Origin of the sequence: Paraburkholderia agricolaris (genome assembly GCF_009455635.1) — a bacterium.
GTDB classification, from domain to species: domain Bacteria; phylum Pseudomonadota; class Gammaproteobacteria; order Burkholderiales; family Burkholderiaceae; genus Paraburkholderia; species Paraburkholderia agricolaris.
In genome coordinates, this window is the sequence record NZ_QPER01000002.1 from 3,483,496 (window position 1) to 3,506,996 (window position 23,501).

At 61.0% G+C, this 23,501-nt stretch carries 19 protein-coding genes; 2 read left to right on the forward strand and 17 right to left on the reverse strand.

Features of this window, described 5'->3' with window-relative positions; all coding sequences use genetic code 11:
- The 8 genes from GH665_RS36840 to GH665_RS36875 all read right to left on the reverse strand — a co-directional run bounded on the left by GH665_RS36840 (position 1) and on the right by GH665_RS36875 (position 12,954).
- Positions 1–4,785, reverse strand: coding sequence for an alpha-2-macroglobulin family protein (locus GH665_RS36840; RefSeq protein WP_153141928.1), 4,785 nt, complete (start codon positions 4,783–4,785; stop codon positions 1–3).
- Entirely contained in the window at positions 4,782–5,570 is a 789-nt protein-coding gene (locus GH665_RS36845; RefSeq protein WP_246216499.1) for a DUF1175 domain-containing protein, read from the reverse strand. Before GH665_RS36845 ends, GH665_RS36840 begins: the two co-directional genes overlap by 4 nt.
- Positions 5,571–7,361: a DUF2138 domain-containing protein gene (locus tag GH665_RS36850; RefSeq protein WP_153141929.1), complete on the reverse strand. Its 1,791-nt coding sequence runs from the start codon at positions 7,359–7,361 to the stop codon at positions 5,571–5,573.
- Between the two features lie 63 nt (positions 7,362–7,424).
- Complete coding sequence (locus GH665_RS36855; RefSeq protein WP_153141930.1) at positions 7,425–7,685, reverse strand: hypothetical protein; 261 nt, start codon at positions 7,683–7,685, stop codon at positions 7,425–7,427.
- A 155-nt stretch (positions 7,686–7,840) separates the two neighbouring features.
- Positions 7,841–9,037: an aminotransferase-like domain-containing protein gene (locus tag GH665_RS36860; RefSeq protein ID WP_153141931.1), complete on the reverse strand. Its 1,197-nt coding sequence runs from the start codon at positions 9,035–9,037 to the stop codon at positions 7,841–7,843.
- A gap of 133 nt (positions 9,038–9,170) precedes the next feature.
- A complete protein-coding gene (locus GH665_RS36865; protein ID WP_153141932.1) occupies positions 9,171–10,343 on the reverse strand; it encodes an NAD(P)/FAD-dependent oxidoreductase in 1,173 nt (390 codons plus the stop codon).
- A 31-nt stretch (positions 10,344–10,374) separates the two neighbouring features.
- Positions 10,375–11,874 carry an L-piperidine-6-carboxylate dehydrogenase gene (gene amaB, locus GH665_RS36870; protein ID WP_153141933.1) on the reverse strand — a complete coding sequence of 500 codons (1,500 nt, stop codon included), beginning with the start codon at positions 11,872–11,874 and terminating at the stop codon, positions 10,375–10,377.
- Positions 11,875–12,108: 234 nt separating this feature from the next.
- A complete protein-coding gene (locus GH665_RS36875) occupies positions 12,109–12,954 on the reverse strand; it encodes an HTD2 family dehydratase (protein WP_153141934.1) in 846 nt (281 codons plus the stop codon).
- A 179-nt stretch (positions 12,955–13,133) separates the two neighbouring features.
- Between GH665_RS36875 and GH665_RS36880 the strand changes: the two genes are divergently transcribed.
- Positions 13,134–13,946: a 2OG-Fe(II) oxygenase gene (locus tag GH665_RS36880; protein ID WP_153141935.1), complete on the forward strand. Its 813-nt coding sequence runs from the start codon at positions 13,134–13,136 to the stop codon at positions 13,944–13,946.
- A 222-nt stretch (positions 13,947–14,168) separates the two neighbouring features.
- On the opposite strand, the gene GH665_RS36885 is transcribed toward GH665_RS36880, so the two are convergent.
- The 8 genes from GH665_RS36885 to GH665_RS36920 form a co-directional block, all read right to left on the reverse strand.
- Positions 14,169–14,747, reverse strand: coding sequence for a hypothetical protein (locus GH665_RS36885; RefSeq protein WP_246216500.1), 579 nt, complete (start codon positions 14,745–14,747; stop codon positions 14,169–14,171).
- Positions 14,748–14,916: 169 nt separating this feature from the next.
- Positions 14,917–15,432: a hypothetical protein gene (locus GH665_RS36890; RefSeq protein ID WP_153141936.1), complete on the reverse strand. Its 516-nt coding sequence runs from the start codon at positions 15,430–15,432 to the stop codon at positions 14,917–14,919.
- Between the two features lie 57 nt (positions 15,433–15,489).
- Positions 15,490–16,005: a hypothetical protein gene (locus tag GH665_RS36895; RefSeq protein ID WP_153141937.1), complete on the reverse strand. Its 516-nt coding sequence runs from the start codon at positions 16,003–16,005 to the stop codon at positions 15,490–15,492.
- Positions 16,002–18,467 carry a DUF6531 domain-containing protein gene (locus GH665_RS36900; protein WP_246216501.1) on the reverse strand — a complete coding sequence of 822 codons (2,466 nt, stop codon included), beginning with the start codon at positions 18,465–18,467 and terminating at the stop codon, positions 16,002–16,004. Before GH665_RS36900 ends, GH665_RS36895 begins: the two co-directional genes overlap by 4 nt.
- Before the next feature lie 320 nt (positions 18,468–18,787).
- Positions 18,788–19,603, reverse strand: coding sequence for a VOC family protein (locus GH665_RS36905; RefSeq protein ID WP_153141938.1), 816 nt, complete (start codon positions 19,601–19,603; stop codon positions 18,788–18,790).
- 55 nt (positions 19,604–19,658) lie between these two features.
- Positions 19,659–20,846, reverse strand: coding sequence for an ABC transporter substrate-binding protein (locus GH665_RS36910; RefSeq protein WP_153141939.1), 1,188 nt, complete (start codon positions 20,844–20,846; stop codon positions 19,659–19,661).
- A gap of 224 nt (positions 20,847–21,070) precedes the next feature.
- On the reverse strand, positions 21,071–21,817 hold the full coding sequence (locus GH665_RS36915) for a CbtA family protein (protein ID WP_153141940.1): 747 nt from the start codon (positions 21,815–21,817) through the stop codon (positions 21,071–21,073).
- Between the two features lie 11 nt (positions 21,818–21,828).
- Positions 21,829–22,050 (reverse strand): CbtB domain-containing protein, encoded by a 222-nt coding sequence (locus GH665_RS36920; protein WP_028196224.1) that lies wholly within the window; start codon positions 22,048–22,050, stop codon positions 21,829–21,831.
- A gap of 237 nt (positions 22,051–22,287) precedes the next feature.
- Here GH665_RS36920 and GH665_RS36925 point away from each other — a divergent pair, with 237 nt between their 5' ends.
- Positions 22,288–22,941 (forward strand): histidine phosphatase family protein, encoded by a 654-nt coding sequence (locus tag GH665_RS36925; protein ID WP_153141941.1) that lies wholly within the window; start codon positions 22,288–22,290, stop codon positions 22,939–22,941.
- A 56-nt stretch (positions 22,942–22,997) separates the two neighbouring features.
- Here GH665_RS36925 and GH665_RS36930 read toward each other — a convergent pair whose 3' ends face one another.
- The gene (locus GH665_RS36930) at positions 22,998–23,438 is read right to left on the reverse strand and encodes a hypothetical protein (RefSeq protein WP_153141942.1); all 441 of its coding nucleotides are present in this window, start codon (positions 23,436–23,438) and stop codon (positions 22,998–23,000) included.
- Between the last annotated feature and the right edge of the window lie 63 nt (positions 23,439–23,501).

The following is a 23,501-nucleotide window of genomic DNA, read 5'->3' on the forward strand; positions in this document are numbered from 1 at the left end:
TTACTGAATACGCAGGCTTGTCACGCGATCGCTCTTGCCGCCTTCGAACGCCTTGGCGTCCGGCTGATACATGCGGAAGTAGCGAGCCGGCGGCAACGCGAACGTGCCCGGCAAGGCGAAGCGAACCAGTTGCCGCAGCGTCACCGGACGATCGAGCAAGGGCACCGGCTGGTGATACGCGAGCTCACCCATCTCGTACGACGCAGCACGCGCGAACGGCTGTGGACCGCTTGCGCCGTCCTTTGCGCCCGGCAATCCGTCGATCGACACGCCCCAGCTTGTCGCCTCGACATCGCCACCCGGCGGCAGCGGCACGTCGAGCAGACCGTAGTGGTAAGCGTTGCCCGAACGCGGCGTGAGCGTGACTTCGTCGACGTACAGCGCATTGCTGTCGATCGCATCGCCTGACTTCACCAGACGCGCGGTAAATGCCGAGCGGCCCATTTGACTCCCGGCGTCTCCCTTCTTCGGATCGACCTTCACTTCGAGCGGTTCGAGCTTGTAGAAACGGCGTTCGACCGTGATGTTCAGGCGACTGTCCTCGCTCGCATGGCTGCGGAACGAAACCAGTGCGTTCACATCGGTGCGCGCGCCGCCCGCATCGAGCGCGGTAGGCAGTGCCGCGCCATTCCACTTCCAGAGGGGCGTGCCGGTCGACGTCACAGCGCGTGTCCAGCCCGCGCCTTGCAGCGACGACAGTGAAGCCGGCGCCGTGTCGCCGCCGAGCGCTTTACGCACCCACAGCAAGGTCAACGCGCGATCGAGCGTCGGGTAATCGGCGCTGCTCTTCGCGAGCAAGGCCGATGCATCGATCGCCGCGCCGCCGTCGCCGCCGGTCATGTAAAGCAGGCTCTGCACGAGCGGCGCAGGATCGTTAGCGAGAGCCGTACGCGCAGCACTCGCCGCGGCATCGAAGCCATCGGGCAGTTGAGCATTCGAACTGCGCGCCAGGTTGGCGATCAGCAGCGTCGCCATCTGCTTGCCGCGCGGCGAATCGGCCTGGGCGAACACGATGCTGTCCGACGCGCCATAGGCGACGTTAGCCAACGGAGCTTTGCCGGTGGCCGCTGCATCGCTCGTCAAATCCGCCGCGACGCCCGAAACCGGCGTGGCGACCGGCAGGCCCATCTGCTGCATGAACCACAGCGCCAGCGCGCGATGCAACAGCGGCTCTTTGGCGCCGGCGTCGCGATAGACGTCCATCGCGTGCTGCCAGTTGTCGGCAGGCAGCGTAATGCCGAGGCTGCGGCTCGCGAGCCAGTCCGCGTAGTACGCGTAAGCGGTAATCAGCGAACTGCCGCCGGTCGTATCGCCCCACCAGCCGAACGTGCCGCCGACACCCGCCAGCATCGCCAGACGTTGACGCTGATTGCGCAATAGCGCTTCGAGCCCCTGCGTCGAACTTGCATTGTCGCCACGGCCAATCGCATCGTGAGCAAGCGCCAAAGGAATCAGGCGGCTCGAGGTCTGCTCGGCGCAACCGTACGGATAGTTGATCAGATCGTCGGCGACGCGCGCGAACTGGCTCGCTGCACTGCCGATGAAACGCACGCTGACGTCCTGTGCATCCGGCGGCAAATTGAGCGGCTTGTTCGAACCGTCGAGCGCCACCGTGTTCTGATGCAGATCGAGCCAGCCGCTCGCATCGAGCACGATAGTGGTCTGCAAGCGATCTACATCTTTACCGGCACGGCGCAAGCTCGCGTCAACCAAACCGGCCTTCAACGCCCCTGTAGGCAGACGCAGATAGTTGGCGCCGCGCTTAAGCGTGACCTTCTGGTTCAACGAGAGTCCGCCGCCGTTGACCACCCACTCGGCGTCCACATCCGCGTCGGTCTGATTGAAGGCGATCATGTCGATGGCCGGCTGATCGTTGACGCGGAAATGCGACGGTCCGCTCCACTTGAGATACAGCGCCTTATCCGAACGCACGTAAGCGGTGCGTTGGCCGACCATGCCGTCCGGCGCCGCCGCGCGCACGGTAACGCGCCAGCGGGCCAGCGAGTCCGGCATCTTGAACGTCATGCTGGCATGACCGTTCGCGTCGGTCTTCAGCGTGCCTTCCCACGCTGCCGTGTCCTGATCGTCACGACGCGGCCGTTCGAGCACCTTCACGCCGCGCTCGTTGTAGTTCGCGCGTTGCGGGCCACCCGGCGCGCCCTTCAACGGCGAGCGTGCAAGGTCGTACGTAATGAACGACAGGCTCGACGAGGTCCGCACGTTGTTACGCCGCGGATGATAGAAAAAGTCGACGATATTCGGCGCGATTTCCGGCTGCAATACGTAGACCATTTCATCGACCACGCTCACCGTCAGGTTCGCTGCTTCCGGTTTGCCGTTCAGCGTGCTGTCGAAATTCAGCGTGACCGTATCGCCCGGACCGTACACCGGCTTGTCGCTCTTCACGTTCAGTTCGATCTGCGGTTGCGCGACCACGATGCCCGCGTTCTGGAACACGTATTCGCCGGCATGCACGTACAACACCGAGAACGTCATATTCGGCGCGAATTCTTCGCCGACCTTGATACGCGCCTTCCATTGCGAGGGCGCCACGCGTTGCAGTTGCAACCAGTCGCCGCCCGCTGTCAGCAACGCACGGTGTTCGACGTTGTCGCGCTCGAGCGTCAGGAGTGCATCGTCGACCGGCATCGGGAAGGTAATCAGTGCTTCGGCGGTATCGCCGATCTTGTACTTGTCGCGATCGAACACGATCTCGACGCTGCCCGGAATCGCCTTCAGACCATCACCCGCCACCCAATGGCTCGTGGCCGCGAGCAGATTGCCCGTGTCGTCCTTGACGGACAGCATGTACGAGCCCGGCTCATCGAATTGCACCGGGAACGACAACTTGCCGCCTGCCGTTGCGCCCTTGAGTGCGCCTTCGCCATGTGTCTGCGATTCGAGGCGCGTCCATTCCCATTTGGCCGGCGCATGCGACGACGGATCGATCGTACCCAGCGCTTGCAGATCGAAATTGACCGCTTCCTTCGGCTGCGAGAACGACTTGGCCGTCGACAGACGATAAGGCGTCGCGCCGCGCGCGATCAGCACTTCACGCGTGACACGCACCTTATAGGCCGCGCCGTCCTGTGCGAACAGCGTCAACGCATAACGGCTTGGTTCTTTGGCGGCGGGCAGCGTGAGGCTCGCGTTGCCGTCGCTATCGGTTGTGAGTTCCTGCTGTTCCAGCTTGACCGGGAACAATCCGGCATAGCGCAGTTCACCGTCGACGATCGTCACTTTCTGAGCCCGCAGCGTGACCGACACCTTGCTGTCGCGCACGGGTTTGCCGTCCGGATAGCGCAACTGGATCTTGCCCTTCAGTTGCTCGCCCGTCGCATAGTCGGCTTTATCCATCGACAGGTTGACGTCGAAATGCGGCTTCACATATTCGGCGACGCGAAATGCGCTGCCGTAGACATCGCCGTTGTAGTCGAAGCGCAGCGTATAGCCGCCCGCAGTGGCATCGGCGGGCAGCGTGAAGGACACGTCCGCGCCCGTGTCGGAAGCAAAATGCGTCTTGCTGCTGGCCACCGGCGAACCGTTCGGATCGAGCACGTCGAGCTTGATATCGGCCTCGGCAGGCGCGGTGGATTGCGTTGCGTTCTGGAACGTGCGGCCGATGAACTTCACATGCACCGCGTCGCCCGGCCGGTACATCGGGCGGTCGGTCACCGCGTAGATCTTGGTGTTGTAGATCTCGCTGTCGTAATAGAAATTCTCCGAGACGAACACGCCGCCTTGCGGATCGGTGCCAAGCACGTAGCTGCGCTCAGGGCTCACGTGTTGCAGCACCAGCGCGCCGTCGTTACCGGTCGCGCCGCTTTGCAGCACGCCGACGCCATCGGTCCAGCTCACGTCGGTATTCGGCACCGGCTTGCCGTTGTCGCGCCGTGCGGTCCACACCAGCATGCCGCTCGACGCCGCTTTCACGACCGCGACCGTGTCCGACACGAACAGCAAGGTATGCGCGCGATAGTTGCCGATCACCGCCTCGACGATGTACAGCCCCGGCGGCAGCTTGCCGACCGGAATCATTACGTTGCCCGAACTTGCTTCAATAAAATTACTGCTGCTGCCCTCGAGATTCACGCCCTTCGGCGGCTCGATCACCTTCGCGTCCCAGATCGGATAGCGAAAGCGCGCGACCATGTCATAGCCTTTCAGCGGCGCGAACTGCGAGTTCTGATGGAATTGTGTCTGCTTGCCGGTCTCCTCACCGAGCTTGAATTGCGGCTCGGCCTGGGTCACTTTGCTGCGTGTCGCGAACGAGAGCACGCGCTGCCAGGCGCGGCGTGCTTCGGTGAACCAGCGGTCCCACAGATAAGCCAGCGTATTCGCCAGACCTTCGCCCTGATAATTCGGCGCGACGTTCAGACGATGCAGATTCTTCTGCGCCTTCAAAAAGTCCAACGGCTTCGGTACGCGATATACGACGATGTCCGCGCCGCCGTACGCCTGCAACGCGTCCTTAAACTCGCGGCCGGGCGCCTCAAGCCGCACCTGTGCCAACTGATCGCTGCCGAAGCTCGCATCCGAGAGCAGGAAGAACGGTTGTCCGTCGACTTTCTGCGAAGCGAAGTTGCTCGACGGTGCGGATTGCAGCGTCGGATTCGCGGCGATATTGGTATCGGCGGCGGTGTTCGAAGCATCGTCGTCGGCATGGGCCGGCGGTGCGATGACGAGTGTCATGGCCGCAAAAAGCGCGACCAGCGCAACGCCCGCGCGACGTTGCAAGTTGCCGAGCCAGGCGCGCGACGCAGTGACGGATTGCATTCGGGTCATGGTGTCAGAAAGTCCAAACGAAACACGCCAACGAAATTCGGATTGCCGTCGAGCGGCTGCCAGCGGGAATCTTTCCATTGCATCAGGTCGGAGACGGCCACGGCGCGCAAACCGGTATCGGTCGGCGTAACGGTGCCTGTGTGATAAGCGATATAGCGATCCAGCCAGATCATCAGATGCTGGTCGTCGCCCTGGTCGAAGAACAGCAGGTCGCCGGGCAGCGCCTGATTCACGTCCTTCGAAACAAACCGGCTGTTGCGTTGAATCAGCGCGATCGCCGACGCGTACGCGCCGGTGGAACCGTCGATCCGGGTCCAGCGATTGGCGATTGCGCGTTGCGATGCGGACAGTTGCAGTTCGGGCGGCATGCTGCTGGCGTCCGCGAGACTGGTCATGCCGTTGGCGCGCAGCCATTTACTGTCATGCGGCTTGAGTGTTTCGCCGACGGCAAACCGCACAAGCCCCGCGCAATCGCGTTGAGTCCAGCGCGGCGTGGGGCCGCGACGCATTTGCTGGTCGACGATACGCGCAAACCAGGCGCGAAACGCGGCGGATTGCTGCGGCGAGAGCGCGTCGGGGTCGGGCGATGCGGTGCTGGTGGTGAGGGCGGTTGCATAGGGCGAAAGACTCGCCATGACGAGCGCCGACGCAGCGCGCGCGAGCCACGTGCGGCGCGCGGCGGCCCGCGAGCCGTGCACGTACGCGATTGCATGCGCTGCGGGCGCTTGCGCCGCTACGCATGCATCCGTCGCGGATGCCACGTCACCGACGTGAAGGCGGCGCATTCAATCGCCCTCAGTGCCGGGTTGATCAGCAGGCGCATCAGCCGCACCGGCGTCCGCAGCACTACTTGCACCCGCCTGTGCGCGATCGAACCACCACTCAACCGGAACCCAGCCCGTCGAACCCGGCAGGTTCTGCGGCAGCGTCAACGAAACCGGCGGGTAGTGGGCGAGCGCATGCAGCTTCGGCACGAGATGCGTGCGCGATGCATTGCGGAACACCGCCTCCTGATCCGCCGGCAGCGCCGCGCCCGCTTCGCGTTCGATCAACGCAGCCGCGGACGAAGGCGTCAGCGTCAGAATCGTGCGCGGCAGACGTTGCGGCGCGAGCGTGTCCGCGAGCGCCGGATAGCGCTTGTCGAGCACGGCGAGCGTGTCGTCGACCAGACGTGAATCGGGGGAGAAGATCAGGTAACCGTGCGCCAAAGCGAGTGTCACCGGGAAATAACGCTCCGCCGACAACTGCGATGCGAACGACGCCTTGCTGGACAAAGCCGTACCCGAGCGCGCACTGACCGGCCGTTGCCACACCGTGACGCCCGCGCCCTGGTCGTGCTGCGTGACCGGCAGGCGGCGATAGCCCGAACCGGCGTCACCGGATTGGGCAGCCTTTGCCTCGTATGCGCCGATCACGTCGCCAAAGGTCTTGCCGAGCGACGCCTTCAGCGCAGCGATGCTCGCCGCGTCCTGTGTCTTCACGCGCGCGACGAACACCGGTGCGACCAGCGCGGACTTCGCGTACCAGCAGACGGCCGCGGGACCGGTGAGCTGATCGCCGATCGCGGCAGCCCCCTCCGCGCCGACATCGGCCACCTTGCCCAACAGGCCCGACGCCTCTTTCCAGTCGGCCGGCAAGCTCGTGCACGCCGCCGGATTAGCCGGCAACGCGCGCCACAAGTCGGCGCTATTCCACTCCTGGGGCAACTTGCCCGGCTCGATCAGCGCGGAAGTCTGCCAGTTCGCCGCGGCATTGCCGTTGGTCGAAAAATCGAATCGCAGCGCGTCGATGCCGGAGAAAAACGCCTGATAGCCAAACGACAAATAATTCGCCGACACCACTAGCCGGTGCCCCTTCGGCGCGTCGCCGGGGGCGTCGAGTCGATAGGCGCTCGCCGCATCGTCGCGGCCGGACGACAGCATCTCTGACACAGCGTCGGCCCGCTCGCCCAGCAAGCCGCCTTTCGGGTCGAGCAGCACGCCGGGGGCGGATATCACCACGAGGCGGTCGTCTTTCGTTGCGAACAGAATCGTGCGGCCCACCGCCAGCTTCAACGCGTAGACCGGCACGTCGCCGGAAAGCCTGGCCACCTGGCTCAACTGCGAATCGCTCGCGGCAACATTGCCGAAGCCTTGCAGCAGCTTCGCCAGGCCGTTGCGGTGTATCGACATCACCCAGTAACCGAGGCGGCCGTCCGGCGAGCGCCATAGCAGCACGTGCGCCGGTTCGTCGAATACGCGGCGGATCAGTTCATCACGCCAGTCCAGTTGATGTTCGAATGCAAGCCGCCGCAGTGCGCCTTCCGTGGACAGCCGCGTGTCATTCGATTCGTAATAGTCGACGAAGTCCTGGGTCAGCACGTCGTGCAACAGCGGCACACGCAAAATGTCGCGCGGCAAACGCGAGAGCGCTTCGCTGTCGATCACCGCATCCGGGTGATGAATATCGAGCACGATTTCGCTGTTCTCGGCGACTTTGCGATGCGCAAATGGACGCCACACCGCCTGAATGACCACGCCGGCCACGACCAGAAGACCGGCTACCAGGATTGCAATCTTTTTACGCGACATCTTCATCTGATTTTTTCTGGTTCGATGCGACGGTATTAACGTGGATGCCGATGAATTAATTCATCGAAATCATTCGCCGAAGGCCAGCGATGATAACCGATATTTATAGTTAAAAACCAGCGCCACGCTCCATTTAACAATCAGCCATGTTTCAGGAGTTTGACGGAAATACGGAGCCGGCGGGATTAAACCATTAGAAGACGCATCGCAATCGAAACGGCCGTTTGAGTTAAAACGGCACGCAAAGAAGCTGACGGCGTACAAAGGACGCAGCACATCTACCTGCGGCCTTGAGCGGAGCAGCGGGAGGAGTCCGGTCGCGCGTGACATAACGCCGCTTTACCGGATCGACCGGTCTATGCTAAATCGCGAGGATTTAGCGTTGACATAAAAAAACCGGCTGAGCACCGCGTGCCCACCGGGTTATTTCAGGCATTGCGCTTACTGCTTTTCCACCAATACCGCGTTAGTCGCCTTAGCCGTCATCAAACGAGTGTGAGCGCCTGCTTCATTCTCTGCACGCCGGTTTCGATTTCGGCGATGCCGGGCGCTGCAAATGACAGGCGCAGTGCCGCCAGATCGATATTGTCTTTATAGAAGGCAACACCCGGCACGAACATGACGTTGCGCTCGATACACGCCCGCAGCGTGTCGGACGCATTCTGGCCACCCGTCAATCGTGCCCACACGAACATGCCGCCGGCAGGACGATGAAACGCGATGGCGCCACCTAGATGCTGGTCGAGCGCATCGCACAGCGTGCGGCACTTCATGGCGTAGGCGTCGACGATCCGTGGCAAATGGCGCTCCAACGCTCCGCTGGCAAGGTATTCGGCGGCAATCGCCTGGGTCCACGGCGAGCTGCATAGATCGACGGTCTGCTTGGCGACCAGACAGCGGCGCAAGATTTCCGCATGCGCGACCATCCAGCCGACCCGCAAACCCGGTGCGACGATTTTCGACAGACTCGAAAAATGCACAACCCAGTCGCGTGAACCCGGTACCTGATCGCTCAACGCCAGCAGCGACGGCAAAGCCGTGCCGCTGAAACGCAGGTCGCCATAGGGATCGTCTTCGACGATCAGAAAATGGTGACGCGCCGCCAGCTTCAACAACGCCATGCGACGCTCGAGCGACAAAGTCGCGCCGGTTGGATTCGCAAAGGTCGGAACGGTGTAGAGCAGCTTCGGCGGCCGCGCCAATGTGCCCGCCTCGAGCACTGCGGCGAGCGCGGCGACATCGAGCCCGTCCCGATCGACCGGCACGGTCACCACGTCGGCCGCTTGCAGCTTCAACGCCTGCAAGGTCGCCGGATACGCGGGCTGTTCGACCAGCACCACGTCGCCCGGCGCCACCATCACGCGCAGCAACAGATCAAAGCCTTGCTGCGAACCGGTCGTGACGAGCAATTCCTGCGGGGTGCAAGACGTACCGCGCCGCGTCATCAAATGGGCGAGTTGCTCCTTGAGGACGGCGAGGCCATCCGTCGGACCGTATTGCAGGCACAGCGTAGGCTGCTGCGACGCACGCGCCGCGGCCGCATCGAGACCTTCGCGATCGAACAGATCGCTCGCCGGATAACCGCCGGCAAACGAAATCATGCCGGGCTGTGCCAGATACTTGAACAACTCGCGGATCGGCGACCCGGTTGGCGCTTCGAATGCGGGATTGAAGGTGAACATGGTGACGGGCCGTTTATCTTTTTGAAGGAAGATCGGCGTCGATTGTGGGCATCGTCCGGGTGGGCGGCAAACGATATCTACGCACTACCTATTGCGTTTTTCGCATCACCTCGAACACTCTCGGCGCTGCCCTTTAAACCACGTTCTTCTCCACGATCGGGCGGTTTTCGAGCACGCGGGTGAAGCTCAGCGAGCTCAGATCGAGCGTCGTGTAGCGGCCGTGCAGAATCAATTCGCTAATGCCGCGGCCGGTTGCCGGGCCCTGCTGCAAGCCGTGCCCGCTAAAACCATTGGCAAAAATGCAGTTATCGACATCCGGGTGGAAGCCGATGATCGCGTTCTGATCGAGTACGTTGTATTCGTAGTAGCCCGACCAGCAGTTCTGCACCCGCAGCGCTTCGAATTGCGGCACGCGATGCGCGAGCGTCGGCCAGATCACGTCGTCGAAGAGTGCGTGGTCGACCTCATCGAGCGGCAAATCGTCGGGATCGTTATCTGCCGACGGCGACGTGCCGCAAATAAACGAAGTGCCCTCGGGCCGGAAATACACCCCGCTCGGATCGATCAGCAAAGGACAATGGTCGAGCCGCGCGGGCGATTTGACATTGAAAATACTGCGGCGCCGCGCGAACACCGGAAGGTCGATGCCCGCCATCTGCGCCACTTTGCGCGACCATGCGCCCGCGGCATTCACGACGAAGTCGCAGGGGTAGGCCTCGCCATTGGTGGTTTGAACTCGTGTGACATGCTGGCCGTCGCGATGCAGCGCAACGACGTCGGCGGCGATATAGCGTGCGCCGAGCGCCTGCGCTTTCTTGCGCAGCCCCTGTACGAGGCCATAACCGTCGAACCAGCCCTCACCGCTTTCGCCGTAACAGCCGGCAACGAGGTCTTCGGTATTGAGCCAGGGAAAGCGCGCTTGCAACGCGTCTTTAGCGAGCAGGCTGATATCGGCGCCGAAACTCGTTTGCAGCGCGTGATTCTCACGCAGCGTCGCCTCGCCGGCGGCCGTGGCGAGAAACAGATAGCCGCCTTCATGCAGATCGATCGACGGTTTCGCACCGTCGATCTGGAGCCGCTCGCCGATCGAGCGCAGAAACTCGATGCCGAACAGCGACATCTGGATGGAAAGCGGCGTAGAGAACTGCTGGCGAATGGATGCCGCCGACAATGCCGACGACGAACGCGCATACGTCGGATCGCGTTCGATCACCGTGACACTGACCGACGGATCGGCTAGCCGCAGAAAATACGCAATCGAGCTGCCGATCACCCCACCGCCGACGATCACGACTTTGGAACTCACGTCTTACTCCACGAGTAGCGCAGCCGCGTTATCAGCCGATATTGAAATCGATGCCCTGTGCGAGCGGCAACGCCGACGAATAGTTGACCGTGTTGGTCGCGCGGCGCATGTACGCCTTCCACGCATCCGAACCCGACTCGCGACCACCGCCCGTTTCCTTTTCGCCGCCGAACGCGCCGCCGATTTCCGCGCCGCTCGGTCCGATGTTCACGTTAGCGATACCGCAGTCGCTGCCCGAGTCGGACAGGAAGCGTTCGGCTTCGCGCAAATCGGTTGTGAACACGCACGACGACAAACCGTGCACCGCCGCATTGTTCGCCTCCACCGCGTCGGCGAAATCCGAATAGCGCAGCACGTAGAGAATCGGGGCGAAGGTTTCCTTCAGCACGACCGCCGTTTGCGACGGCATTTCGACGATGGCCGGACGCACGTAGTAACCGCCTTCATGGCCCTTCACCTCGACGCGCTCGCCGCCGAACACCTTGCCGCCTTCGGCCGTGGCCTGCTGCAACGCTTCCTGCATGCGGGCGTACGATTGCTTGTCGATCAGCGGCCCCATCAGCGTGCCCTTTTCGAGCGGATTGCCGATCGGCACCTTGCTGTACAACTGCTTCAGGCGCTCGATGGTCTTGTCGTACACGCTCTCGTGCACGAACAGGCGCCGCAGCGACGTGCAACGCTGCCCCGCCGTACCGACTGCCGAGAACAGGATGCCGCGCATGGCGAGCTCGTGATCCGCCGTTTGCGCGACGATACCCGCGTTGTTGCCGCCGAGTTCGAGCAGCGAGCGGCCAAAGCGCTTCGCCACTTCAACACCGACCGTGCGGCCCATTTCCGTGCTGCCCGTCGCGCTGACAATCGATGCGCGCGGGTCGGCCACCAGCTTCGCGCCCACGTCGCGGCCGCCGTTGATCAGCGCGGTCAGGCCGGCCGGCGCGTCGCCGAATTCCTTCAATGCTTCGCTGAGAATCTGGTTGACGGCGAGTGCGGTCAACGGTGTCTTTTCCGACGGCTTCCAGATCACAGCGTTGCCGCACACCAGCGCCAGCGCGGCATTCCACGACCACACCGCCGCCGGGAAGTTGAACGCCGAGATAACGACGCAGGTGCCCATTGGATGCCACGTCTCAGCCATGCGATGGCCCGGGCGTTCCGAGGCGATCGTCAGACCGTACAACTGGCGCGACAGACCGACCGCGAAGTCACAGATGTCGATCATTTCCTGCACCTCGCCCAAGCCTTCCTGCAGGATCTTGCCGGTTTCGAGCGTGATGATGCTGCCGAGCGCCTGCTTCTTTTCACGCAGACGGTTGCCGAGCAAACGTACCAGTTCGCCGCGGCGCGGCGCCGGGACGTTGCGCCAGGCCGCGTATGCCTCTTTCGCCTGGGCGAGAGCCGCGTCGACTTCCGCCACCGTATTGCTGGCCACACGACCGATGAGTTCGCCGGTAATCGGCGAGTGAACCGCGATGTCGCCAGCTTGCGCCGCGTGGGCGATGCCGAGGTCGGCGAGGATGGTGGAAGCGTTCATGAGGATCCCTTTAATTTCCGATGCGAAACAAGAGTAAGTTCGGAAACTATACACGCGGGATTTTATGGCGGCAAGCGGATTTGCCCGGAGCGGCTTGTCCGGGCGTCTGAACGGGCCTGCAATGGCTGATCTTGGCCTATGAAGGCTGAGTGGCGCAGGCCGGATGGCGCGTGGCCACTGGTCGGCCGGTGGCGTGCCGGCAGCCAGCGATTCGTTTCTTATTGGAAATATTTTCTACACATCCACCGCCGCCGTAGCACGCATGCTCAGATAGCCTTCGTGGTCTTTGGCCCACAAGTCGACCGTCTTGCCGTCGGCATAAGGTCGGCCGCACACCGTGAAAGGCTGACCCGCGAAGATAGGCCGCACCGCCTTGTACGCGAAGCTTTGCAACGTAGCGTCCGGTAGTTCACGGCGCACCAGATCGACGAGGAGTGTCGCGATCAACGGACCGTGCACGATCAGGCCGGGATAGCCCTCCACCTCCGTTACATACGGATAGTCGTAGTGGATGCGATGGCTGTTGAAGGTCAGCGCGGAGTAGCGGAACAGCATCACGGCGTCCGCGTCGACGGTGCGGCGCCACGTTTCGCCTTCCGGCGCCAGCGCCGCTTGCGGCGGGCGGGCGCCCTCTTGCGGCGCGTCGCGGTAGACGATGTCGTGCTCTTCCTCGAGCATCAGTTCACCATCGACTTCAATCGTATGCTGCGCCGTCACGAACACGAGACGGCCCGAGCGGCCGGTCTTGTCTTCGATATTGGCGATGGTCGACGTGCGTTTCGCATGCTCACCGACTTTGAGCGGCGCGTGGAACGTTACGCGTCCGCCGGCCCACATACGGCGTGGCAACGGCACCGGCGGCAGAAAACCACCGCGTTTCGGATGACCGTCAGGACTGCCCTCGGACAGTGGCGAGATCGGCAAGAAGTACAGCCAGTGCCAGAGCGGTGGCACCGTACCGCCACGTTCTTCGCGCTCCAGGGTCGCGGCCATTGCCGTCAGCGGAAAAGCGGTGATGTCGTCTTCAGTCACCGACTCTTTGTCGAGCCAGTCGTCGAGCTTCTCTGGGGAGGCAGACATGGGCAAAGTCTCCGGATACGCGGGTGAGGTTAGATAGGGTTTTACTACGAACCTTGCGGCAAGTTCGCGAGGCACTCTCATAACGATACGGGAATTGAAGAGCAAGAGTCGGGGGGCGTTGCCTTGGGCATGCGCTTACACTCGGTTATCGCTGATGGATCGTCTTACGGAGAATGCCCATGAATACGATCGCGAAGAACCCGCGCTCGCCAGCGTTAGAACTCGATTTTGGATTCGAGCCGAAACTGAAACACGCGGACGCGCTGGAGTCAGGCATCGCCACCGGCCCGCTTGCACAGCGCGTCGGCGCGCTCGACTGGTTCGATCTCGAAGAAGAATTAAATGGTCATGGCTGCGCGATGCTGCCCAGGCTGCTCAGTGCGCAGGAATGCGACGCGCTGGTCGCGCTCTATCCACGCGACGACCTGTATCGCAGCCGCGTTGTGATGGCGCAGCATGGCTTCGGTCGTGGTGAATACAAGTACTTTGCTTACCCGCTGCCGCATCCGGTGGCGGAGCTGCGCGCCGCGCTCTATCCGCACCTCGCGCCGGTTGCGAATCGTTGGAATGAGGTGATGGGTATCGATGTGCGCTATCCGGCCGCGCACGACGAATTCATCGAGCGTTGCCACGCGGCCGGCCAGATGCGCCCGACGCCGCTGATCCTTCAATACGCTACCGACGACTATAACTGCCTGCATCAGGATCTCTACGGCGAACATGTCTTTCCGCTTCAGGTCGCGATTCTGCTGTCCGAGCCAGGCAAGGATTTCACGGGCGGGGAATTCGTGATGACGGAGCAGCGTCCGCGGATGCAGTCGCGCACGGAAGTCGTGCCGCTCGGCAAGGGCGACGCGGTGGTGTTTGCGGTTCATCACCGGCCGGTGCAGGGCACGCGTGGCGTCTACCGCGTGAATCTGCGGCACGGCGTGAGCCGTTTGCGCTCAGGTCATCGCCATACGCTTGGAGTGATTTTTCATGACGCGACTTGATTGGATTGAATGTGACGATGGGTTTGGGTTGCGTTTGTCTGCGGTGCTGGAGGATTGACTGTTGCTGTTGTGCACTTGTCCACAGAAAATGTTCGCAAGGCTGTGGATAACGCCTCCACAAAGGCGCCAAGGTATTGATATGAATACCTTTCTGCAAGGTGCTCTTGTCAGCTCGCATGGCACCCGGCGCCAGCCGAAGTTGTAAAGCGACCTGAACCGCGTTCAGGCCGGCCCGGAGCGCTGGTCTGGATTTTCGTAGAACGCGAAAGACTCCCTGGCAAATGTCATCACATCAGGCGGACCTGTCAGGAAACCCGTACCTCCACCCCATGCCCGATCTGCGTATATGAACCATTCACCCGAAACCGGCAAGACAACATACTGCTCCGAATAGAAACCGATCGCATCGGCTGGACTGTCTGCTGGGTCCATCATGAGTATTTCAAAGAAGTCATTGTCGCTGTGGTGCGCCTTAACGATGAATCCGGGATATTTTCCAAAATGAAAATAGAAGTAGCTGAACGGATCAGGATTCAAAACGATTACAGCGAATTCACCCGTTCCCTTGAAATTCGCGATACCTCGGATAAGGTCACGAAAAATCTGCGTGCCAATGTTTGACGAATCAAAGTGGAGCAAGTCCGAGGCTGGAATCACCGCGAGTTTTTCCGCGCACTCACGCGCCCGCTGCCAAAACAACGTGAAAGTTTCGCGGTCGTGGATAAAGTCAATGTTACTCATCGTGAAGCTAACAAAATCTGGAGACGTGCCGATGCGATCAGGCAAGGAAGTGGTTCGCACTGTGCCCATCGTGAATCAACTGCGTTGATTGCTGCTCACGGTGCGGCTGCGACGATCCACACGCTGAAACAGAGCACTTGTCGGATAGACGGAAAGGACGCTGTCAGTTGCGCTCTTTCCGTATCGCTCGAAAACGTGTTTCAACTTTGCATGGCCAATAAACCTGACACTAAGGCTCAATCCGGAAGCCATTCGGAGGTGTGAGGAAGAATGGGTAAAAGCTCCTTGCGCATTCCATGATATCCGGCGGTCCGTACAGCACCCCCGTGCCCCATGACCTGTCACCAAAGACGATCCACTCACCCGGCACCGGCATCACAACATAGTGTTCAGAGTTGGTTCCTAGGGAATCGGCAAGGCTACCACCTGGGTCCTTCAACAAAAATTCGAAGAATTCGTCGTCCGTATTCCCTGCCTGATGGATGAAGCCCGGATATTTTCCAAAATGAAAATTAAAATAATTGAACGGATCAGGCTTCAAGACCAAAGTAGCGAAGTCAGTCGCATCCTTGAAAACTAGCAGCGTTTGAATAAGTTCAAAGAACTTTTGAGTCTGGAGATCGATGGTATCGAAATAGAGCAGCTCCGTTGGCAATCTGTCACGAAGCATCCGGACGCCTGCGGTGGCACGTTCCCAAAGCGGCATGAACTCGCGCCGTTCGTGTATGAAGTCGATCATGCTCATGGTTTTCGGAAGTTTACTGTCAGGCGGATCTGTCAGGGCACCAGTGGCCAGCTCAATTTAGCTAACAATCTTGAAATTTTCTCCAGGATCGAGAAAAAATGGATAGAAGCTGGAGGCAAATGAAATAATATCCGGAGGGCCCGATAACACTCCCATCTCCCATTTTCTGTCGGCATATACGAACCAATCTCCTGGGATCGGCAAGACTGCATATCGTTCTGAGTTAGCCCAAAGGCAGTCCGCTGGACTGTCTCCCGGGTCCTTTTGCCAAGACTCAAAGAAGTCGTCATCGCTGTGTTCAGCACGATGTACAAACCCAGGATACTTTCCGAAATGAAAATGAAAATAACTGAACGGGTCCGGCTTGAGAACTAGCGAGGCAAAGTCCCTTGCTCCCTTGAACGCCAGCATGGCTCGAATGAGATCGAAGAATTTTTGAGTCGATATATCAATCGAATCAAAATAAAGCAGATCCGCAGACGGAATATTGGCCAGTTCTTTCACACCTGCACTCGCACGCTCCCAAAGCGGCAAGAAGGTCATGGAATCACGAATAAAATCTATTTCACTCATTTTGGAAGCCGTATCTTAATTGTGCCGCGTGGTGCGCCAGCGGGTACATACTCGGCGGTAGGATACCCTGCGTTTGAATCTTCTCTGACGGTGTAACGCGCTCCGTCCTTTGAAAAGATATCCGCTCTGCCATCCTTGCTAAGAGACTGCACATAGCCGCTCTCTACTAGATTTGCCTCAAACTCCGCTTTGCCAACGTCGGTTCGGATGTTTCGAACACTCCCCCCCGTTGTGATATCAGTGTATTCGGATGTGATCCGTCCCGGCGGAATCCCATCAACCTCCGTCTCCGCAGCGGGCTTGCACATCTCCTTGATGCGCTCCCAGTTTTCAGCGACCTTCCTCGCCCCCTGGCCAATGCCATATCTAACGACCGGGTTCTGCAGAAGCCGATAGACAAGAACGCGTAGACCACCGTCAATCAGCCCTGCCGAGAAATGGCAGCCACTGCACACGGTCGACGTTCCGAGAAAGTTGTCCCCCAGCAGCCGACTCGCGCCTTGCAGATTGGCGGGTGGCCCTACCGGGGAGTCGCCGTAGTTGTAGTTATCGATCCACTGGTTGATTTCATCGCTGCTGATCGGAATATCCGTTCCGTCATTGAGATCAAGAACGTTGCCGTTCTTTGCAACGGTGCCGGTTCGTGACACGACACGGCCGTCCGGTGAATAGCCGAACCTGACCTTGAACACGCGCCGGATGCCACCGTTCGCCGGGCTCTCATACTCATTGAATTTGAAGCGCTCAATGCGAGCGCGTTGGTCGTAACGAAGATAGAAGTCACCGGTCGGGTTATAGCCGTACAGAACACGATGAGCGGCATCTCGCGAGAGAATCTCCGTCACGTCCTGGTCACTTCCCAAAGTGATAATTGCAAACGCATTTCCCGTTGCGTCGCGCGTGACTCTCCACTGCCCTGTGACTTTCCCATTCGCCGTCTGCTGAACGAACGCGAGCCGGTTCATTGCGTCGTAGGTCATCCCGTATGCCGTCGTCACGCCGTCCGCCTTGCCTGCATCGAAGGCGCGGGCGCCCGTCGGGTCGTCGGTCGGTGTCTCACTAACCCCGGTCGTATTGCCGTTCGCGTCGTATACGAAGGATTGCATCAGCTTCGGCGAGGCAATCATCGACGGGCGCAGACTCGTTGTGTCGGCGTAGCGGATCGTGGAGATCGACGTGCCCGACGCGTTTTTCACCGTCGCCCGAACGGGCCGTCCGGTGTCGTCGTAGCTGTACTCCGTAGAGCCGCCATTCGCGTCGACATCCTTCAGCAGATTGCCCGACGCATCCCATGCGGAGTTGCTATTGCCCGCAGCGGATGTGGTCCCGGTTGGTCGCAGCACCCCACCAATCGACGACATGCTCAGCGTGGTCGCACCTTTTCTGCCGGTGATGACGGTGGAGCCCGTGTTGTAGGCGAACTGCGCGTTTTGCGCGGCGTTGGGGTGGCTGACTGCCACCGCGCGACCCTGCGCGTCATAGCTCCACGTCGCAATGCGATTACCCGCTTCGTCAACCTCGCCCGTCAACGAATTCTTGAAGCGTGCGTCGTCGTAGACATACCGGTGCGCATAACCATCAGGCCAGGTGACCGAAACGAGATTGCCATTCGCGTCATACCCGTACTGCGTCATGCGGCCCAACGGGTCGTTCAGGCGTGAAAGACGGTTCCTGTCGTCGTAGTCAAGGCGAAGCGTGACGTCATTGTTCGCGTCCGTGCCTGCAGCGTGCTGCGTGATCGTGGTCAGCAACCCTGAGCTGCCGTAGGTCAGCGTTCGGACAAACCCTGTCTTCGTACTCTCCGAAAGCAATACGCCTTGAGCCGAATACGATTCGACGGTGTCAGTCTTGAGATCAGTAAGTGTCCATCCGGGGCCATTCTGTGCCAGCGCAAGGCCGGTAAAACCCGCTGTGCGCCACGTGCCGGCTGACCAGTTGAACGTGACGGGTTCACCGTTCTCGCGATACGCAAGCACCTTGGACGCGCTGCCGTTGTTGGCGTTCGCGAGTCCCAGGTTGCGTTGCCAGCTATGGAACCAGACCGGGCCCATAGCTGTGGCGGAATTGCCCAGTGACCTGGATCGGTAGGTCCGCGTGAACAGCATCGGAATGTCGTCGCCACTGACAAAGTCCGCTTCAGTCAAGGTGACAGCGCCATTGCCCGGGTATACAGGGTCAGCGACGGGACAGCTCGCTTCCGGCTCTTCGGCAGTGGGTGTCGCGCACCACGCGTCGATAAGCGGCAAACTGATGCAGTTGTAGTACTGCATGCCGCCAGGCACGCCGGCGTATGCATCCCACCGGCAGGTGGGCGAGCCCGGTTTTGCGCCGGTTGCGGCCCACACCGCGTTGCAATCAGCCGCGTTGGCACCAAACGCGACCATAAGCAACATAAAGGCCGCCATCAGGCGAGCCGCCACGCCCAACGGGCTATCCGTCACTCTTTTATTTTTCATCGTCATCCTTATTAGTTGTACTTGTTTGAAGCCCAAGCACCCTATAAGGAGCATCCCGTCCCCGCTATCCGACAATTCCTAAAAACACGTCTTCGCTATTCACATCCAATCGATGCCGTCAGACTCCCTGCGCAATGCGTAGGGAGCGGCGCAAGAGCCTGTCAGTCATTAGCCCGTTGCAGAGGAAAACCTGGAACGTTAGACGCTGAATAAGTTATCCCCAGTTTTTGTTCGCAAGGCTGTGGATAACACCCCCACAACAGCGCCAAGTGCTTGATGCACTTCAGTTCCTGGACGCTGCGCATCAATCGACGATTCCCAGTCAGTCAGCCCGCCACGATCTCGAACCATGCCCCATGCGTGCGATCACGATCGAGCGCCCGCGCCTTCGCATTGCCATCGCCACGCAGAGCAACCCCAAACACCCCTTCCCCACGCGTGGCGAGTTGCCGGCGCAAGGCCGCACCTTCGGCCGTAACGCTCGCGGCATCGGCGTGTACAGGGCTCAATAGCACCACCGAGGTAGCGCCAATCGACACCGTCGCCGACACCGCGCCCAGTCCCGGCAAAGCCACCTGCCGCGCCCCCACCGCTTCAGAACCAAGCAACGCCTCATACCGCTGCACGCTCAGCTTCAGATCCTCCACCGCAACCGTCAAACTCGCCACTCCGCGCACGCCGTTTGCATGTTCACGCACCGCGCCTTCCGCCACGCGCAGAGCACGCGGCGTGATATCCCCACACAGGAACGGCAAGTCACTGGTTTCTGGCCGGCCGGTCTGCCACTCGAGCCGCGCGCCATCCGGACGCACACGTCCCCCCGCCTGCGGGCCCTCATACTGCAGCCCGCGTCCATGAGCCGCGTCGATCACGACGCCCACGCTCGCCGGCAACAGCGCGTAATCGACAAAGCCATCGCCGTGACGCTGCCCCACGTTCCACCAGCGACGCTGCGGCGCCGCCTGCAAAAAGGCGATCAGCTCGATGTAACTGCCGTCGGCAAAGCCGATCAACGCGTTGTGCGTCACACCATCGGCATGCGTGCCGCCTTGTTGCACGGTGAAACCGAGCGCAGTGAAATCTGCAATAGTCTGCGTCAGGTCGTGGACGCGAATCACAATGTGATCGAGTGAAAGGCTCATGGCAAAAAAATAAAATGTCGTGAATGATCGGCTGGTTAGACAGACGATGGAATACCTACTTCTGCGCAACCGTTGCCTTGCTCTCAAGCAACGCCCACTTGTCGTTCTTCACTACCACGTTGATATTTTTCACGCCGATCACGCGTCGCGTCGCCGGATCGAAATTGGCCTTGCCGAACACGACACTCGGAATGTCGTGCAACTTCGGTAGCGCATTGCGCACGGCCTTGCGGTCGGGGCCGCCGGCGCGCAGCGCGTAGGCGGCGATGATGACGGCGTCATACGCGTAGGCGTTGAACGCGTCCGGTTCACGGTGGTATTTCGCTTCGAAACGTTTGACGAAACTTTGCACCTCGGGCCCGGATTCGCCAGGAAAAAAGCTGGTGTTGGTCGCCACGCCGTTAACCGCCTCGCCGCCAAGTTCGAGGAACTTCGGCGAATACACGGAACTGGCTGCGGCGATTGGCAAGGTAATGCCGCTCGTCCGCGCCTGACGGGCTATCTGCGCGCCGTCGGAGTAGTACGAGATCAGCACGATGCCATCCGGATTCGCAGCGCTCACCCTCACCAGCGTCGCCCGAAAATCTTTCTCGGTTGGCTGATAGCCTTCGGCCGCTACGACCTGCGCGCCGCGTTCATTGGCGGCTTTGACGAACACGTCTTTGCTGGTGCGCCCCCAGTCGGTGTTCAGATAGAGCACAGCGACACGTTTGAGGCCGAGCGTCTTAACGGCGAGATCGGCGAGCAACGGTTGCGCGTCGGCCTGACTGACCGACGGACTCCAGATGTAGTCGCCGCCTTTGGTGAAGTCAGGATGCGAGTTGGTAAAGCCAAGTTGCACCAGACCGGCATGCTGGTAAATCGGTGAAGCGGCCATCGATGCCGGACTGGAAAAGTCGCCGAGTTCGATCAGGATGCGCGGGTCGTTGACGAACTTCTGCGCAATCGTGATGGATTGGCGCGGGTCGCTCTGGCTGTCCTCGAAGACGTAGTTCAGCGGGCGCCCGTTGATGCCGTTGTGACTGTTGATTTCGTCGAGGGCAAGATCGAAGCCGGCCTTCCATTGCGCGCCATACTGAGCGTTCTGGCCGGTCAACGGCCCGCTCACGCCTATCAGAATTGGATCGCCCGAGGGCGGCGCGGCCACGGCCGTCGTCGCCAGCGTGATTGCCGAGGCGGCGAGCAGCAGAAGTGCGGTGAAGTGCGTGGCCCATGATGGGCGCTGGTTTGACGTGTTCGACATGACTCCAGGCTCGGTTCGCGTGAGATTGGAGTGAGTGTCGGATGTGCCCCGGCTCCGGGCAACCAAGCGATTTGCATATCGTTATGCTGCCGGGGAACTTGTCCACAGAAATTGTTCGCAAGCCTGTGGATAACATTCTGGCAAGCGCGCCAAGTACTTGATGTATCTGGCTTCTCTTGCGCTGCACGTCGGCGAGACCGCTCCAGCGGCCCCGCCTTTCTACCTCAAAGGTAAGCGGACTTCGCCACACCCCGGTTTGCGGGCGCCAGCAGTTTGCTTCGCTCAACCAACGCGCCGAACAGCAGCCCGATGGTCGTCCACATGATCACCTGCATGCCGATTGCCGCGACGCGGAATTTCCACAGCAGCACCGCCGGGAAGGCGGCCGGCACTTCGTTGATCACCGGCATCGACAGTTGCACGGCAGCAATGATCACGACAAACACCCCACCCGCCACGATCGACCCATTCCACGCGCCCAGCTTCAGCGCCGCGCGGCGGCGCACCTTCAGCGAAAACACCAGTGCGGCGAGCGAAATCGCGATCATCAGGAAGAACAGGCCTGTCCGCATTCCGATCGTCTCAGGGTCGCCCACCGAGGGTGGATTCGCCGGGTACTTGATGTTCGGCACGATCACCAGCGCGATAAACGCACCAAGCGCGAGCCATGCGGACAAGGCGCGCGCACTCAACACGCCGACGCGGCCGTACGCAAACGCGAACACCAGCGAGAACAGCCCGCCAAACGCTGCGCCATACGTCACGACGCCCGTCAACAATCCGAGGCCGGCTTGTGTTTCGCGGCTTACCAGTTCGGGTTCGGGTGCTTCGCCTTTGGCGGCGTCGGCTTTTTCCTCAAAGGAGATCGCCTGATCAACCTGCGGCTCGCCCACGAGCCTGGCAAAGCCGAACGTGAGCAACCCTGCGGCGATGCCTGCAAGCATCCCGCGTACCAACAATTTACCAACCATGTTCGACTCCGTTAGTGGCAAGGAAAGCCGAGCAGATGGCGGCCGTCGTGCACGAACTCATGCACGTACATGCCAGGGACCAGCGACGTAGCGCCCTGTTCAGCACCCACGAAGTAAATCGCGAGCAACAGCAGCAAGCCGCCGAACACGATCCAGGGCAGCAGTTCGCGCAGCGGAATCGGCGTGGGTTGGGCAACCGGTTGCGTCGCGGAATCGAAAACAGCGTTGGACATAATGAACATCTCCTTGGGGTAACGCGCCCCGATAGTCGATTGAAGAGGGATGAAACGAAGCTCAGGTCTGGCTTTCGGCATAGTGAATGCCGATTACAGTGGCGCGACCGCGCCGGGCTCTCACCGGCTTCCGTGCTTCGCAGTGCCGCTATTCTACGCGTTAAACTTTGCCGTCCGGCAACGCTGAGCATGGACGCACGCATCCCGCCTAAGCTGGCCTTTATGGGAATCAACCGAATGGACACACGGCTGCTCTTGATCAGCCACGCGTCGACCGCGGCAATGCGCGCGGCCCGCTTCCCCGCCGACGATCCGCTCGACGCACTTGGCCTCGCCGACGCGGGCGCCGCGCGGGCACAGTTGTCGATTCCAGACAACGCGGCCACCTTCGTCAGCCCGGCTGTTTGCGCGTGTGATACGGCATCGGCCCTGGGCCTTGCTGCAATAGTGCACGAGGGACTGGCGGATATGGACTACGGCGTATGGCATGGCCACCGCCTTGCCGATCTTGCCGTCGAAGCACCGCTTGACCTTGCCGCATGGACGCACGATCCCGACGCTGCCGCGCATCGCGGCGAATCGTTCAGCGAACTCGTGAAGCGGGTAGGACGATGGCTCGATTCGCTCGACGATACAGTGAGCACAGTGAGCAAGAGCGTGATCCACGCAAAGGACAGTGCACCAGGCCATGGAAAAAACAAGGCGCCGCGCGATACGCAAAACGCGCAGAACGTCGTTGCCGTCACGCATGCGCCGGTAATCCGGGCCGCCATCATTCACGCGCTCGGCGCGTCTCCGGCGATATTCTCACGCATCGAAATCGCGCCGCTTTCGATGATCGAATTGCGACGCTCGCGACGCGGCTGGAGCTGGTGGCCGGCATCGCACTAACGGCGACGGCGACGTCTGCCGTGCATAGGCGATCGCATCGAAACGCCTGTGCCGGCTCACTTGCCCGAGACCGCCAACCTTAGCTTGTTCGAGCCGGCCCGCGTCAACGTGATGTCGGTCCGTCTGGCACGCGTGCCTAGATAAAAGTGCTGCCGCCCGGGTGAATTCTGGTCATGGGTCGCGTCCGGCAGACACGATGCGACGTCCGCCGCGACGGACTGCAGCGCGTCCGCGGTGGAACCGGCGTCATGGTGGGGCGTCCACGTGCATTGATAACTGCCATGGTTCGCCGAGCATTGCGCGTCGTCGCCGTAGGGTTGCGCGACACCCTTGCCGTCGTCCGGTGTCAGCGAGGTCAAACCGTCCGGCGCCGCCGCGACGATCCGTTTGAGCGACGCACATGGGCTAGGCGCGTCGTCGGCATTCGCACTGCACGGTAGCAATGCGCCCAGCGATACAGCAGCAATTGCAGTGGCGAGGATTCGGGTCTTGTTCATGTCGGCGCAGTCCTTCGAAAGGTGGCCTTACCGCAGTAGCACGGTTCGTGCCCACGAAGCTTC

Bases quoted from the DNA above. Each gene is read 5' to 3' on its own strand.
- GH665_RS36930 (WP_153141942.1), bottom strand. From the start codon at position 23,438: ATGAACAAGACCCGAATCCTCGCCACTGCAATTGCTGCTGTATCGCTG.
- GH665_RS36850 (WP_153141929.1), bottom strand. From the start codon at position 7,361: ATGAAGATGTCGCGTAAAAAGATTGCAATCCTGGTAGCCGGTCTTCTG.
- GH665_RS36855 (WP_153141930.1), bottom strand. From the start codon at position 7,685: ATGTCACGCGCGACCGGACTCCTCCCGCTGCTCCGCTCAAGGCCGCAG.
- GH665_RS36875 (WP_153141934.1), bottom strand. From the start codon at position 12,954: ATGTCTGCCTCCCCAGAGAAGCTCGACGACTGGCTCGACAAAGAGTCG.
- GH665_RS36920 (WP_028196224.1), bottom strand. From the start codon at position 22,050: ATGTCCAACGCTGTTTTCGATTCCGCGACGCAACCGGTTGCCCAACCC.
- GH665_RS36915 (WP_153141940.1), bottom strand. From the start codon at position 21,817: ATGGTTGGTAAATTGTTGGTACGCGGGATGCTTGCAGGCATCGCCGCA.
- GH665_RS36900 (WP_246216501.1), bottom strand. From the start codon at position 18,467: ATGACGATGAAAAATAAAAGAGTGACGGATAGCCCGTTGGGCGTGGCG.
- GH665_RS36860 (WP_153141931.1), bottom strand. From the start codon at position 9,037: ATGTTCACCTTCAATCCCGCATTCGAAGCGCCAACCGGGTCGCCGATC.
- GH665_RS36925 (WP_153141941.1), top strand. From the start codon at position 22,288: ATGGACACACGGCTGCTCTTGATCAGCCACGCGTCGACCGCGGCAATG.
- GH665_RS36905 (WP_153141938.1), bottom strand. From the start codon at position 19,603: ATGAGCCTTTCACTCGATCACATTGTGATTCGCGTCCACGACCTGACG.
- amaB (WP_153141933.1), bottom strand. From the start codon at position 11,874: ATGAACGCTTCCACCATCCTCGCCGACCTCGGCATCGCCCACGCGGCG.
- GH665_RS36890 (WP_153141936.1), bottom strand. From the start codon at position 15,432: ATGAGCATGATCGACTTCATACACGAACGGCGCGAGTTCATGCCGCTT.
- GH665_RS36895 (WP_153141937.1), bottom strand. From the start codon at position 16,005: ATGAGTGAAATAGATTTTATTCGTGATTCCATGACCTTCTTGCCGCTT.
- GH665_RS36840 (WP_153141928.1), bottom strand. From the start codon at position 4,785: ATGACCCGAATGCAATCCGTCACTGCGTCGCGCGCCTGGCTCGGCAAC.
- GH665_RS36880 (WP_153141935.1), top strand. From the start codon at position 13,134: ATGAATACGATCGCGAAGAACCCGCGCTCGCCAGCGTTAGAACTCGAT.
- GH665_RS36845 (WP_246216499.1), bottom strand. From the start codon at position 5,570: ATGCGCCGCCTTCACGTCGGTGACGTGGCATCCGCGACGGATGCATGC.
- GH665_RS36910 (WP_153141939.1), bottom strand. From the start codon at position 20,846: ATGTCGAACACGTCAAACCAGCGCCCATCATGGGCCACGCACTTCACC.